Here is a 14,652-nt window from a genome sequence, read left to right as displayed (position 1 = left end):
ACAGATCACCGTTTGTGCGTCGTAGTCTGGGTCGTAATGCAGACGGACATCCGACCACTCACCGCAGTCCCTCGCCTGGCATTTGAATTTCTGGAGTTGGAGCATTTGCCACCTCCCATCACGGACGATACACCGTGAGGTCGTACCTCCCCCGCCTTGGCATGGTTCGGCTCCACTCCGGCAAGGTTTCTCCGGGCATACCGACCACCCCACGGGCGGTTTTGGCTCTAGGGGGTGCACGGCGGACGGTTCAAATCCGCCGTTTTGCTCCAGCTATTGGTTACTTGGTTTTCAGGGACTTCTCTGCAACGACAACACCAGATTGGACGTGTTCAGCCATCGACTGCAGGTGATCCATGTTCTGGTGTAACAGCGCTATAGCCTTCATCAATGTGATTGATGAGGTCCCTGGCAAGAATTTGGATTCGTTCCAAATGACCACGGTTGCGTCATCGCAACGCTTTTCCATGTCCAACAACTCACGACGCAACTGCTGACTCGCTCGATTCATAGCCATTTTTTGCACCCCACCGATGGCGGAGCACATGGCAGCACTTGTCCACTGTAGACCCCGCCTCTAACGACGAGAGAAAGCTCGCCACTCTGGGCGCCCATTGCAGCCACAGTAGCTGTCGTCTAAGGCGGTGCTATCACCCGTATGGAGGGACCTCCAGCTATAAGCCTAGTTAAGAATGCCTAGCACCACCGATTAATTACCGCCAATAGAGAGAAACTTGTCGTGTCTTGCCCAGAGACGGGCTACCCACTTACGGAAACCCAACATGCCCATACCGGGAACGGCACGTCAGCGGCGGGCTGTAGGGGCATAGCCGCACCGTTAGAGAGCAAAGTGCCATCGGTCTGCCAACTGAACCGGACACATAGCTGGAACTATCCTTATACCGCGACGGCGAAGACCGAAAGACTGCTTGATAAGCGAGGACGCAGTTCGCCAGGAACCTGTCGAACAGTTCCGAATAGCCATGGCCGCCAGGGCCTTCACAGCATGCTGTGAAGCGTTGTGGTTTTGCCTGTCCCGAAAAGGGAATGAGGAATCTGGCCATGGGCAAAGCTATAAGAACCGTTTACCCAAGACAGCTGCCGCGCTACCACGTGATGATGAACTACCCGAACGTCCACGGTCGGCGATGGGTTGTCCTGGAAGAGGATTACCGAGCCTTGGTGCGGCAAAGGGATCTTCTGCTTGAAAAGGTCGAGACGCTACTAAGAGACGGCGTTCGACTGGATGCCATTCAGGTGAACGGCTGGGACGTGCGATTCACGAAACTTCCCGCCATTGAGGAGGCGGCCATTGGCGTCAAGGTCGTCGGCCACTACATGACCCAGCCTGTGGAACGCGTGATCGGCGTGAGCTCTCACGAGGATTTACGCGCGGCCATCGACCAAGCGCGAGCTGCCGATGCGGACCCGCCCGAAATACCCAAGTCAGGCAATCACGGCAGGCCTGTGCGTCGCAGTTCCTGACCCTGCCCTGCCGCTCGGAGAGCACGGTTTCGCGGCTCCACTGCGTCAGAGAAAAGGCCGACAAGCTCGCCCAAGCCGCCACAGACCAAGCCGCTTTGCTCACTTGACTGATCTGGACGTACGTCGATGGCCTTGAGCTCAGTTGCTGTCTTTCAGCGCGAGACCTGATGCACGAATGGCTTCGTCACAATGGACGGTGTCCTCTGTCCACCGGCGCTGCAGGTAGCTCTCCGTCTTGCCCTTGTACACACCCTGGGCGCAGGTGTACGCATAGCTCTGGACGTCCACCATGGACTGGCGGCAGGCATGATATGAAGCCAATGCCTGGCCGTTCTGATGCTCTGGCCATTCATCCAACTGCTTCACTGCATCTTCAGCTGCTTCATAGAGCAGCCCCGTGGCGCTCGGGTCTGTACAGATTTCAGTGACCTTGGCATGCAAGGCATTCGCTTCCTTGATAAACAATTGGGCCTTACTCGCCGCCTCTGCGTCGGTGGAGACGTCTTCAACCTGCGCCCACGCAAGCACCGGCCAGGCCAATGTAAACACCAGATGTAAAGCTCTCATCACTCAGCGTCCTCCGTGTAGAAGTAAGCCCTGCGCTGGTTAGGGCGTGGATTGTCTAGGTACGGAACTGTGCGACCAGGTCCTGCAACTCGCCGCCCAGGCGCGCCAGTTCGGCGCTGGAGGCGGCGGTCTGCTGGCTGGCGCTGGTGCTCTGTTCGCCGATGTCACGTACCCGGCTCACGCTTTCACTGATGTTTTCCGCCACCGAACTCTGTTCCTCGGCAGCGGCGGCGATCTGCTGGTTCATCTGCTCGATGGTGCTCACCGCCTGGGTGATGCGCACCAGGGCATTACCTGCCTGTGCGGCCAGACCGACCGTGCGCTGGGTCAGGCTGCGACTGCTGTCCATTTGCTCCACGGCGCCCCTGGCCATGCGTTGCAAGCTGGCAATCAGGCTCTCGATTTCCTCGGTCGAGTCGTGGGTGCGCCGCGCCAGCGCCCGCACCTCGTCGGCCACCACGGCGAAACCGCGCCCCTGGTCGCCGGCCCGGGCGGCCTCGATGGCGGCATTGAGTGCCAGCAGGTTGGTCTGTTCGGCAACGCTGCGGATCACCTCCAGCACGCTGGTGATGCGGTCGCTCTCATGGTTCAGCGCGGCGATCGCCTCGACCGAACGCTCGACTTCGGCCGCCAGCTCGCCGATATGGCTCACTGCCTGCTGCACCACCTGGTTGCCCTGCTGCGCCTCATGATCGGCCTCGCGCGCCGCCAGCGAGGCCTCCTCGGCGTTCTGCGCCACCTCCTGCACCGTGGCGGCCATCTGATGCATGGCAGCGGCGGCCTGGTCGGTTTCCAGCTTCTGGTTCTGTACCCCGGCGCTGGTCTGCGCAGTGACCGCCGACAGCTGCTCGGCCGCCGCGGCAATCTGCCCTACCCCGCCGCCGATCCGGCCCACCAGGGTTCGCAGGTTGCCGGTCATGTCCTGCATCGAGGCCATCAGTTGGCCCAGTTCGTCACGCCGCTGCAGCGGAATATCCTGGCTCAGGTCTCCCTCGGCGATACGCCGGGCAACAACCACGCTCTGACGCAAGGGCCCGACGATCGAGCGGGAGATCAGCAAGGTGGCAAGCAGGCCGAACACAACGGCGGCGACGCCCATGCCACCGAGCTGTATCAGTGCCCAGTCGCTGGCATCCGTCATGTGCTGCCGCTCCCGCAGTTGCGCCGCCTCGGCAAGGTCCAGCACCGAGCGCGCCTGCTCGATCATCGACTTCTCGCTGCCACGGCTCTGCTCGCGGATCTGCTGGTAATGGCCGAAGGATTGCTGGTATCGGGTCAAGGCTTGCAATGCCGTGTCGATCACAGCCTTCTGCTCATCGGTCAATCCGGTCACCATGCTGTCGGCGACGCCGCGCAGGTCTTCGCAGACCAAGGCCCACTGCTTCAGGGCCTCGGACGAGCCGTCGATGATGAACAGGGTCTCCTGAGTGCGCAGGTCGAACATGGACTTGCTCAGGCTCGAGGCGGTCTCCGCCAGACCAAGGGGGTCGTTACCGGAAACACGGTCGCTCTGCTGGAGCTGCTGGCGCACGCCGTCGTACATCTCCAGCTCGACCGCCTCGAACTGATCGCGGGCCTCGGCGGCGGCTTTGCCCATGTCCTGCCGCGCGGTACGCGCCTTGCCCTGCAACTCGACATAGCTGTCGAATTGATTCAGGTACCCGGTCACCGCCTCCTGCATCTCCTGCACACGCTGCTGCTCGGAGGGCGCAGCGTCCTGCGCCAGACCGGCCAGTAGCTCCTGCACCCGGAGCAAACTCTCGCGCACCTGCCTGGCGCTCTCGGCGTTCTGCTCGACGGCGAAACTGCGCTCCAGCTGCCGCGCCTGCAGGATCTCCACATTCACCGCCGCCAACTGATCGACCTGGCGATGCCCTTGCAGCACCGCCTGGACCGCCAGGAAGCCGCTGACCGTGACCGCGACGGTGAGCAATAACACCAGACCGAAACCACACAACAGCTTCTTGCCCACGGCAAGGTCTACGAACAGGCGGGTGGCGGCCTGTGACATGCGGGCAACTCCATTCTTGTTATTGGGATACTCCGGACCCTGCCGGCGGGCGGGCGGCAGCTGATCGACCGCGCTGCCTGCCGCCCGGATGCTAGGATCAAACGGACCGAAATAGCTTGGCTTTTCGCGCCAACAATTTGATTTTCAATGACACTCATGGCGCCTGGCGCGCAGGCTGGAACTGGCCACCTACAGCCTCACCGAGAACAAATTCCGCCTGTTCCAGCGGGTGCAGCCAGGCGCGATTGATTACGGCCTGGCTGTGCCTTTCTCCACAATCGACAGTCCCGCAACATTCGATGCAGGCATGACCATGCTGCTGGATGGTTTTGAAAAATGGCGGGGGCCGTCTTCGAAATCGTGAGGATCGGCTCGAATACTGGAGCAGCGGCAGCTCGGTGTAATAACGGCTTCTGGTCGAAAACGGCCCGTCGTGAACGGGTTTAATCAGAATCGCTCGTTCGCAATGAATTCGAGCCAATCGAGCAAGTAGTCGACACCCGGCTGCCCGCGTTTAGCAGCAGAGCAAAGGCCGTAGTAGCTTTTCGCCGCCGGAACCGCGAGCTTCAGGGGCTGGATTAGACGGCCTTCCTCCAAGTCCTGGCGGGAGGTACTTTCGTCGGCCAGAGCCACGCCAAGGCCATCGCGAGCCGCTTGCAGAGCCATCTCGATATCCTCGAAATGGATATCGGCTCCACCTGGGTTTGTGCCGCCGACCGCTGCAAGCCATTGCTGCCACTGGTGTCCGTCGTCCTCGTGCAACAACCTGTGCTTGCGCAGATCGACCACGCTGCGGATTGCGTCAGAGCCTTTTGACAAGCGCGGGTTGCAGACTGGCGTCAGGCGCGTCTCACGTAGATGCCTCCAGAAAAATCCTTCCCATGGCGGCGTGCCATGTACCACTGCGCAGTCAGCTATCGTCCAGTCGACCTCATCGAAGGAGCTGGCAGTGATGATGGTGAGGTCTGCTCTCTCATTGGACTCCATGAAGTCGAACAAGGGCGTCGCGAGCCAACCGATCGTATGAAGCGGTGGCAACGACAAGGTGAGCCTTACGGGTTGCAGGGCCGTCGAATCATCATCCTGCAGTGCGTGGATCGCTTCCTGGATCTCGCTGATGGCTCTGGAAACGCGCCTCTGCAACAGGGTGCCCTTGTCGGTCAGTGCGAGATGCCTTCCGCTTCTGACCAGCAGCTCGAAGCCAAGATGGCCCTGCAGGGTCTTTACTTGCTGACTGACGGCTCCGGCGGTCACGTTCAATTCGCCAGCGGCTGCAGTGACACTGCCGAGTCGTGCGACGGACTCGAATACCCTGAGGCTGTTGAGCGAAGGCAATGCCATGGCGGTGCACCCTCGTGCGTCTTGCGAAAGTGGAAAAGGCCAGGAAGCCGGCCCCTGTGCAGGGCCGGTTTTCCATTCACTCAATCGCCGCCATCCGCCAGCAGGTGTTGTTTGACGGAAAGGCCGGCATGGCCCCAGTTTTCCGGATCGACCTCCTCGATCACGATGTGGGTCCACTCCGGGTTCTTGCCCAGGACCCGTTCCAGCGTGGCCGTGAACTCGTGGATGATTTCCTGCTTCTGGCGCTCAGTTGCGCCCTTGGTGATTCGTAGCGAAATGAAAGGCATGGTTCACCTCAATGTTTGGAAGGGGCGCGGCCTTCGCACGCAGCCAGGTGATCGTAGTTAGCGCTGGCGAGGGCCTTGTGCAGCACGCGCCTTCTGATGCCCATGTTTCCGCCGTCATACAGGGGGAAGGCCATGGCGTCCTTGAGCAGGCGGGCGAACGGCATTTCATCGGCATAGCTTTCAATGCCGACAAGGCGCATCGCGTCATAGACCACTTGAACGGCCTGCTCGGAGCAGTACACCTTCGCCATCACGGCGAGTTCAGTGCCCTCACCATTGGTGGTGTCGAAGTAGTGAGCGGCTTTCCAGGTCAGGTACCGGGCTGCCTCCAGGCGCATTTTCATGTCGGCCAGCATGTAGCCGACGTTCTGGTGCTCGATGATGGGAACCGACCCGTTGCGCCGGTCGGATTTGGAGAACGCCAAGGCGGCTTCGAAAGCCTGCCGCATGACGCATACGGCCTCGGCGGCAACACCCACACCAGAGGCCGCGAATGTCTGAGACAGAATCTGCACCCCGTCACCGGGCTTGCCGATCATGTTCGCCAGGGGCACGCGTACCTTGTCGAATCTGATTCGCGGCGATGGCGTGGCGCGGTGCCCCATGGTGTCCAACCCCTTGCCGAAGGACAGGCCCTGTGTGGGACGCGGCACGGCGAACACCGCCAACGATTGTGCTGCGGGGACTGACGGATCGGTTCGCGCGGAGACGACGAACAGGTCAGCGCCCTCGCCCTCCCAACCCCAGCCGTTGGTGATGAAGAACTTCTCCCCTGAAATCACCCATTCGTCGCCGTCGCGGTAGGCAAATGTCTGTGAACCAGCGCTTGGGTCAGGATCATCGAAGTTCGCGGTGCCCCCTACTTCGCTGAAGGCAAGCGCGGCCAGCGGGGCACCATCGTCGACCAGGAAGGGAGCGAGGAACTGCGCGCGTTGCTCCCGGGTGCCATGAGTGATGATCGGCGACAGGGCAAGTGCGCAGGAGAACAGCGCGCAGGTGACGTTGACGTCGCCAATCGAAGCCTCTTCGCCACTGATGACCATGTCGAGAAGCCCTTGGTACGTGCCGCCATCCTCGACCGGAATGATGGATTTCATGAAGCCGGCACGCACCATTTCCCTGAAGAAGGGTTTGATGGCCCTGACGCGCTCCTCCGGGGTGGCGAAAGGGGCGATGGCGGATTCGACGTTGGAAAGATGGGTGATGGCGAAGTCGCGCATCGCCTCCCGGGCGGCGGTCTGCTCCGGAGTGAGCGTGAAATCTACCGGCATGATTGCTACCTCTTGTTCTGGTTGGCGCTCGACGGCTCCCAAACGGTGCCGTAACGAGGCATGAAAAACGCAAAGGATGGGTGCCGGACTCGCTCTGAAGGACGCTGGTCGCGCTTCAGGAACGCCGGTCGAAGGCAGGATAGGAAGGATCGATTTCGGGATATATCCCGAACTTCAGAAGCTGGCTTCAGCGGTTTCTGAAGCCAGGTGCAACGCCGGTTGAGGCAGCTGGCGGACGCTTATCGGCAGGGACGAGTGCGTTGGGTGAGGGGTTGCTGGCCGGCGCGCTCAGGGGGTGATGACGCCGTGGACATGCAGCAGGTCTTCCATGAATGCCTGGGCAGCCTCGCTCTGCGGATTGGCGTTGCTGGTGATCATGTAGTGCTGGACATCCTGCTGCATGATTTCGGGCAGCAGGATTCGCATCTTGCCCCGAGCCACCCAGGGCTCTGCGCAATGCAGTGGCAGAAACCCCAGGTGAGTGCCGGCAAGTATCGCGTGGATCACCGCTTCGAGGTGGTAAGCGGTTGCGGTGGAGGTCGTCGGCCTCACCATGCGCTCCAGGTCGGCGGAGAGGAAGCCGTAGGAAATCCAGTCCGCGTCCTCCAGGTCGAGGGGCTGGATGTCGTCATTGTCGAACAGGGCATGCGACGCCCCGCAGAAGATGCCGACCGGTTCCGTGTATAGATTCCGGTAGGTCAGATTGGGGAGGACTCTGTTGAAGTAGGAGATGGCGACATCGATCTGCTTGTCGATCACCGCAACCTCCAGCTCAGCGGGAGAGTTGACGAACAGATGCAGATGGGCGCTGTGTCCGCGCTGGTAGAAACGGGCTATGGCGGCGTCGATGTGGGCGCTCGACAAGGTCGAGATGTTGTCCGCCAAGCCAACGTACACGTCTCCCATCAACTTGCCCGACAGGGACTGGGCCTGGTCCTTGAACTGGTCCAGCGCTTCAAAAATCTTCTCCGCCGCATCGAGGATTATCTGGCCCTTCTCCGTGACGCTGAAGCCTCCCTTTCCGCGTTCGCAAACGCGATAGCCCAAGCGCTTCTCCAGCGCGGAAATCTGCATGCTGATATTGGAATGGCTGATGTTCAACTCGGCCTGAGCGGCCGTGAAGCCACCGCATTTGACCACTGCCGAAAACAGCCTCAGCAACTTCAGGTCCATATCGGAAACATTACGCAGCATGCTTGGTTTGCCTGGCGACTATCCGCTGAAAAGTGATGACGCGAGCGCAACTGTCCGCGCCGAGTGAAAGAACTGCAGAGGAGTATCGGACGTCCAACCCGGCATGCCAACCGGCAGGCTTTGTGGGCACCGAATGGATGCCGGACATCTCTATAGAATCGCTGAAAGCTCAGATTCGACGTTTTAGAAATTCTTATCTTTCGTGCCGTTCCCGGAGCGTCTCCACGGCAGCGCCTCACGGCTCTGGACAAGTATCCGGTGTTTCCTGAAATCACAAATATGCATACAAATCATATAGTTAATCAGGATCTCGATCAGCCAAAGCGGCTGCCGAAAGTCTGCATGGTAGTTCTTGGATTTCTGAAGTTATTTTTTGCAGACGCTGATTTTTGCCCTTCAACTCTGAGCGCACACTGAGTTCGCCAGCATCCAGGAACAACTTCACACGCCTGGCTGAACTGACGCTTCCAGACTGCCCAACCACTCCTTGCAAACGCTGCAGAACAGTTCCCGACGTGCGTGGGAACTGAGGTTCCTTGCGCTTCTTGCAGTGCCCATTACAAACACAAGAATAAGGTGATTCATCCAATGAACAAGAATCCGCCAAGCGGGCCGATGCGGCCTGTCATCGAGGTGCGTTCCATCGATTACGTTCCGCGCAACGAGCGACATGGAAAGGTCTGGCACCAGGGACCATTCTGGTTTGCCGGGAACTTCGTGATCATGACGCTCATGATCGGGTTCATTGGTCCATCGATGTCCCTGGGAGCCTTCTATTCAGTGTTGGCCATCCTGCTGGGCGTTGCTTTCGGGACCCTGTTCATGGCCTTCCACGCCAATCAGGGACCGACGATGGGGCTGCCACAGATGATCCAGTCCCGGGCGCAGTTCGGTATTCGCGGCGTCGTGTTGCCGCTGTTCGCCGTGTACTTCTGCTACACGGGCTTCAACGTCTTCAATGCCATTCTGGCGACGGATGCCGTGCAGACAGTCACCTCCGGCCCACGCGACCCCTGGTACTTCATCTGGATTGCAGCCTCGGCTGCCATGGCCATCTTCGGGCACGATCTCCTGCATCGCTTCCAGCGCTGGCTGACCTATCTGATTGTCGTGGTCTACGCGCTGATGTCGGTCGCCGCAGTCGTCTACCTGACACCAGATGCGGCACTGAAGGGCGCAGGCTTTTCCATGGATGCCTTCCTGGTACAGCTCGGCGCGGCGGCTGGCTATCAGATCAGCTACTCGGTGTATGTCTCGGACTACTCGCGTTATCTGCCACACGACACGCCCGCACGCAGGATCATCAGTTGGACCTACCTGGGAGCTTTGCTTTCCGCAGTCTGGATGATGTCGCTCGGGTCGTTGATCGCGTCGTCCATGCCCGAGCCCAGCGCTATTGGCAGCCTGCGTGAGATCGGAAACCGGCTGATTCCAGGCTTCGGCACCTTTGCCGTGCTCGTTTCGGTTCCGGCGATCCTGGGCATCATGGCCGTCAACTTCTATGGGGCCATGCTGACCAGCATTACGGCTATCGATGCATTCAAGCCGGTTACACCGACATTGAAGAGTCGCTTGGTGGGCATCGCAGCGGCCGCGCTGATCGCCCTGGCCATCAGCCTGGTAATTCCCGAGAAATACATCGGCACGTTCAACACCTTCATCATGATGATGCTCTACGCGCTCATTCCCTGGACCGCCGTGAACCTGGTCGATTTCTACTTCGTCCGCAAAGGACATTACGCGATCAGCGAGCTCTTCAACCCTGAAGGCATCTACGGAAAATGGTCGAGGAACGGGCTCAGCGCGTATTTTCTCGGCATCCTGGCAATGGTCCCCTTCATGTCATTGAGTTTCTACGTGGGGCCCGCCGCGCAGGCACTGGGTGGCGCGGATATCACCTTCGTTATCGGACTGGCGGTGTCCGGTATCACCTACTTCTTCATCGGCAAGCGATCCTGCGGCACGGACGAGTTGCGCCTGATCCTGGAAAGCGAAGCGATGCTGGACGGGCGCTGAGAGGAGGTAACCAGGGGCGTTCCCGGTGTACGAAGTATGGGTGTTCATGGCTTGTCCTCCGCGTTGAGGAAGGACAAGCGTGGATCAGCCACCGCACACGGTCGCCTGGCCTTGCTTATTGACCCGCCCCAAAAAAGAGACCCATCACAAGGACGGGCCGAAAGCCGACGCGAAGTCGGTCAGAGCAACGCAATTGGGAAAATGGTTTGCCCTGCGCGAGGTGGGCAGCCAAGTGGCACAAGCGGACTGCGTCTCCAGTCTATGCACTGAACTCCAGGGCCAGAGCATCGGCAATCTGCTGCTCCGCAGTCCGGGTTCCCAGCGCCTGCTGGTCCGCCGACATTTTTTGTCGTTCAGCGGAAATGACACTGAAGTCCGTCATGCCCAGCAGGCCGAGCACGGCGCGCAGGTAGGTATCCTGGAAATTGTTCGCGGCACCTGGGCCCTCGCTGTAGATCCCGCCACGGCTGGCGATCACGTAAACGCGCTTACCGTGCACCAGGCCTTGCGGACGCCCTTCGGCGGTATAGCGGAAGGTCTTGCCTGCAATCGCGATGTTGTCGATCCAGCACTTCAAGGTTGAGGGAACCGAGAAGTTGTACATCGGAGCGCCAATGACAATGACGTCTGCGTCGAGTAGCTCATCTATCAGTGCTTGAGCGGCCGCGACGGCTGTTACCTGCTCCGGGGTTCGCTCCTGGACTGGAAGGGAAAGACCTGTAAAGAGAGCCTCGGAAACATGCGGAGGTGGGTTCCTGCCAAGGTCGCGACGCACGATGGTCACTGTCGGCTCACGGCGTTCCCACTCAACCAGTAAGCGATTGGTGATACGTCGTGAGGCCGATGCGGGCTCCTGCTGAAAGCTACTTTCGATGACGAGGATCTTGGTCATGGGTGGTTTCTCCAATGACGCCCGCCTCGGCGGCGGGCGTCCTTCGATTTGCGAACTCAGAGCAGCGACAAGGGGTAGGTGACGATGATGCGGTTCTCGTTGAAGTCGTAATCCATCCAGTCGCGCCGCACGGTGTTGTTACGCCAGCGAACAGCGAGGTCCTTCAGAGGGCCGCTCTGGAACATGTAGCCAACCTCCAGCTCCCGAACCCATTCCTCGCCATCACTGTCCAGGCCGGCGTTCACACCATCGCCCTTGACATATCGCCCCATGAAAAATGCGCCAGGCACCCAGCCCTCGCGGCAGTAGTAGTCATAACGCAGTTGGACCGATCGCTCTCCGGCGGCGTCGAACTTGCTGCTATAGGTGTGGTTTGCGAGGTACTGGCCCTCGGACGAGGTTACGTCGACGTTCATCCAGTCGCTTTTGCCGTCGACCTTCTGCAGGCCGAGATAGAACGTGTGTTGCCCCAGGTTGGCGGAGAAGAAGCCGGAGTAAGTGTTGTTCTTCAGGTCGCCGGCCTTGGCGCTGCCATCTTCGCGCCCGGTGTACCAACCCAGGCTTGAGCTGAGCGTCCACGCCCCGACTTCCTGGGAGTGCTTGTACTGCACGTATTCCTGGCTGTAGATGTCCTTGAGCTCGGCGTGCCACAGGCCAATCAACGAACGGTCCTGGTTGAAGCTGTATTCACCCGCGGCAAAGCTGAACTGATCGCTGGTGACACCAAAGGCGGGCATATCCTCCATGCTGGCATCATCGCGTTGGCTGGTCTGGGTGAATTGCCCCCCCATCAGCGTCAGTCCATCCAACTCCTTGGAGGTGACCTGCGCGCCCTTGAAGGTCTGCGGCAAGCTCCGCCCATACTCGTCGGCGTAGAGGACCGGAATCTGCGGTACCCACTCCCCTGCCTTGAACTCGGTGTCGGAGATCCTGGCCTTGGCTGCCACGGCCAGCCGACCGAAGTCATCAGCCTGGCGTCCGTCGTCATGAATCGGCAGCAAGTCGGTACCACCGGTTCCACGGCCACCGTCGAGCTTCACGGCGAACAGCCCCCGCACATCCACACCGAAGCCAACGACACCTTGGGTGAACCCCGAGCTGGCATCGAACATGAACGCTTGGGTCCAGGCTTGAGCCTTGCTTTGGTCCGGGTTGTGGACGAAGTCGCGATTGATGAAGTAGTTGCGCAGGGACAGCCTGGCTTCGGCGTCCTCGACAAAACCCTCCGCGCTCGCGTGGCTGCTCATACCCAACAGGGGGATGAAGCACGACAGGGTTTTGAGTTGCCGCAACTGACGGCCTTGTTTCATAGCGATTTACCTCTTCTTGTCTTTATTTTCGGTGCAGAAACCCCTCCGCATGGGTGCGGATGAGGCGGGATCGGTGAGGAGCACAGGCCCGGTGGCAGCCGGGCCGGATCAGGCCGGTGGGGTCAACCGGCCCTCAGCCTGGCCTTCAGCTCCAGGCGTCGTCGGTGCAGGACCGGTTCGGTGTAACCGTTGGGTTGGCGAGTACCGTCCAGGATGATTTCCAACGCGGCCTGGAAGGCCACGTTGTCGGCGAAGTTCGGCGCCATCGGACGGTACAGCGGGTCGCTGGCGTTCTGGCGGTCCACCACGGCGGCCATGCGCTCCAGGCTCTCGACGATCTGCGCCTGGCTGACGATGCCGTGGCGCAGCCAGTTGGCCAGCAGCTGGCTGGAGATACGCAGGGTGGCGCGGTCTTCCATCAGGCCGACGTCGTTGATGTCCGGCACCTTGGAGCAGCCGACGCCCTGGTCGATCCAGCGCACGACATAACCGAGGATGCCCTGGGCGTTGTTGTCCAGTTCGTTCTGGATCTCGTCCGCGCTCCAGTTGGTGTTCGGCGCCAGCGGAATGGTCAGGATGTCGTCCACCGACGCCGGGGCACGCTTGGCCAGTTCGGCCTGGCGGGCGAACACGTCGACCTTGTGGTAGTGCAGCGCGTGCAGGGTGGCGGCGGTCGGCGACGGCACCCAGGCGGTGTTGGCGCCGGCCAGCGGGTGGCCGATCTTCTGCTCGAGCATGGCGGCCATCAGGTCCGGCATGGCCCACATGCCTTTGCCGATCTGCGCTTTGCCTTGCAGGCCGGTAGCCAGGCCGATGTCCACGTTGCTGTTCTCGTAGGCGCCGATCCACTTCTCGTTCTTCATGGCGCCCTTGCGCACCACGGCGCCGGCTTCCATCGAGGTGTGGATTTCGTCACCGGTGCGGTCGAGGAAGCCGGTGTTGATGAACACCACGCGCTCGGCAGCGGCCTTGATGCAGGCCTTCAGGTTGACGGTGGTGCGGCGCTCCTCATCCATGATGCCGACCTTCAGGGTGTTGCGCGGCAGGCCCAGCACGTCTTCTACGCGGCCGAAGATTTCGGTGGCGAAGGCCACCTCGATCGGGCCGTGCATCTTCGGCTTCACGATGTACATGGAGCCGGTGCGGGTGTTCTTGCGGCTGGTGTTGCCCTTCAGGTTGTGCAGCGCGATCAGGCCGGTGAACAGGCCGTCCTGGATGCCTTCCGGTACTTCGTTGCCCGCGGCGTCGAGGATGGCCGGGTTGGTCATCAGGTGACCGACGTTGCGCACGAACAGCAGGGAACGGCCGTGCAGAGTCAGCTCGGAGCCATCGGCCTTGCTGTAGACGCGGTCCGGATTCATGGTGCGGGTGAAGGTCTGGCCGCCCTTGCTGACGGATTCAGCCAGGTCGCCCTTCATCAGGCCGAGCCAGTTGCGGTAGACCACGACCTTGTCGTCGGCATCGACGGCGGCGACGGAGTCTTCGCAGTCCATGATGGTGGTCAGCGCGGATTCCATCAGCACGTCTTTCACGCCGGCGGCGTCGGTCTGGCCGATCGGGCTGGTCGGGTCGATCTGGATTTCGAAGTGCAGGCCGTTGTGCTTCAGCAGCACGGCGGCCGGCTTGGCGGCCTCGCCCTGCAAGGCGATGAACTGGTCGGCGTTTTTCAGGCCGACTTCGCTACCGTTCTTCAGGGTCACGGCCAACTGGCCGTTCTTCACGGCGTAGGCGGTGGCGTCGACGTGGGAAGCACCCTCCAGCGGCGCGGCTTCGTCGAGGAAGGCGCGGGCGAAGGCGATCACCTTGTCACCGCGAACCTTGTTGTAGCCCTTGCCCTTCTCGGCGCCACCGTCTTCGCTGATGGCGTCGGTGCCGTAGAGCGCATCGTAGAGCGAACCCCAGCGCGCGTTGGCGGCGTTCAGGGCGAAACGTGCGTTCATCACCGGCACGACCAGCTGCGGGCCGGCCATGGTGGCGATTTCTTCGTCGACATTCTGGGTCGTGGCCTGGAAGTCGGCCGGTTCCGGCAGCAGGTAGCCGATCTCCTGGAGGAACGCCTTGTAGGCCACGGCGTCGTGGGCCTGGCCGGCACGGGCCTGGTGCCAGGCGTCGATCTTGGCCTGCAGTTCATCGCGTTTGGCGAGGAGGGCTTTGTTCTTCGGAGCCAGGTCATTGATGACGGCTTCCACACCGGCCCAGAACTGCTCGGCCGCAATGCCGGTTCCGGGGATGGCTTCGTTGTTCACGAAGTCGAACAGGACTCTGGCGACCTGAAGGC

At 60.9% G+C, this 14,652-nt stretch carries 12 protein-coding genes; 2 read left to right on the top strand and 10 right to left on the bottom strand.

Annotated features, from left to right (window positions below; all coding sequences use genetic code 11):
• Positions 1 to 280: 280 nt before the first annotated feature.
• Complete coding sequence (locus tag E8F06_RS09050) at positions 281 to 547, bottom strand: hypothetical protein (protein WP_280366321.1); 267 nt, start codon at positions 545 to 547, stop codon at positions 281 to 283.
• Positions 548 to 1,062: 515 nt separating this feature from the next.
• Between E8F06_RS09050 and E8F06_RS09045 the strand changes: the two genes are divergently transcribed.
• On the top strand, positions 1,063 to 1,485 hold the full coding sequence (locus E8F06_RS09045; protein WP_280366319.1) for a hypothetical protein: 423 nt from the start codon (positions 1,063 to 1,065) through the stop codon (positions 1,483 to 1,485).
• Positions 1,486 to 1,623: 138 nt separating this feature from the next.
• Here E8F06_RS09045 and E8F06_RS09040 read toward each other — a convergent pair whose 3' ends face one another.
• From E8F06_RS09040 to E8F06_RS09015, 6 genes are all read right to left on the bottom strand, one after another.
• Complete coding sequence (locus E8F06_RS09040) at positions 1,624 to 2,052, bottom strand: hypothetical protein (RefSeq protein WP_280366317.1); 429 nt, start codon at positions 2,050 to 2,052, stop codon at positions 1,624 to 1,626.
• Between the two features lie 55 nt (positions 2,053 to 2,107).
• On the bottom strand, positions 2,108 to 4,063 hold the full coding sequence (locus tag E8F06_RS09035; protein WP_280366315.1) for a methyl-accepting chemotaxis protein: 1,956 nt from the start codon (positions 4,061 to 4,063) through the stop codon (positions 2,108 to 2,110).
• 447 nt (positions 4,064 to 4,510) lie between these two features.
• A complete protein-coding gene (locus E8F06_RS09030; protein ID WP_280366314.1) occupies positions 4,511 to 5,404 on the bottom strand; it encodes a LysR substrate-binding domain-containing protein in 894 nt (297 codons plus the stop codon).
• Between the two features lie 80 nt (positions 5,405 to 5,484).
• Positions 5,485 to 5,691, bottom strand: coding sequence for a 4-oxalocrotonate tautomerase family protein (locus E8F06_RS09025; protein ID WP_280366312.1), 207 nt, complete (start codon positions 5,689 to 5,691; stop codon positions 5,485 to 5,487).
• An 8-nt stretch (positions 5,692 to 5,699) separates the two neighbouring features.
• Positions 5,700 to 6,962, bottom strand: a complete 1,263-nt coding sequence (locus tag E8F06_RS09020; RefSeq protein ID WP_280366309.1) for an acyl-CoA dehydrogenase family protein — start codon at positions 6,960 to 6,962, stop codon at positions 5,700 to 5,702.
• Positions 6,963 to 7,250: 288 nt separating this feature from the next.
• A complete protein-coding gene (locus tag E8F06_RS09015; RefSeq protein ID WP_280366307.1) occupies positions 7,251 to 8,156 on the bottom strand; it encodes a LysR family transcriptional regulator in 906 nt (301 codons plus the stop codon).
• Between the two features lie 588 nt (positions 8,157 to 8,744).
• Here E8F06_RS09015 and E8F06_RS09010 point away from each other — a divergent pair.
• Positions 8,745 to 10,172, top strand: a complete 1,428-nt coding sequence (locus E8F06_RS09010; RefSeq protein ID WP_280366305.1) for a cytosine permease — start codon at positions 8,745 to 8,747, stop codon at positions 10,170 to 10,172.
• Positions 10,173 to 10,431: 259 nt separating this feature from the next.
• Here the strand turns inward: E8F06_RS09010 and E8F06_RS09005 are convergent, their stop codons facing one another.
• The 3 genes from E8F06_RS09005 to E8F06_RS08995 form a co-directional block, all read right to left on the bottom strand.
• On the bottom strand, positions 10,432 to 11,064 hold the full coding sequence (locus E8F06_RS09005; RefSeq protein WP_280366302.1) for an NAD(P)H-dependent oxidoreductase: 633 nt from the start codon (positions 11,062 to 11,064) through the stop codon (positions 10,432 to 10,434).
• A gap of 56 nt (positions 11,065 to 11,120) precedes the next feature.
• The gene (locus E8F06_RS09000; RefSeq protein ID WP_280366398.1) at positions 11,121 to 12,311 is read right to left on the bottom strand and encodes an OprD family porin; all 1,191 of its coding nucleotides are present in this window, start codon (positions 12,309 to 12,311) and stop codon (positions 11,121 to 11,123) included.
• A 185-nt stretch (positions 12,312 to 12,496) separates the two neighbouring features.
• Positions 12,497 to 14,652, bottom strand: a 2,156-nt coding sequence (locus E8F06_RS08995; protein ID WP_280366301.1) for a malate synthase G, incomplete at its 5' end; no start/stop codon positions are given.

The sequence above is a fragment of the Pseudomonas sp. BN411 genome, from assembly GCF_029871235.1.
Taxonomy (GTDB): domain Bacteria; phylum Pseudomonadota; class Gammaproteobacteria; order Pseudomonadales; family Pseudomonadaceae; genus Metapseudomonas.
Note: the sequence above shows the minus strand (reverse complement) of the source record. Positions and strands in the feature narration are given on the sequence as shown.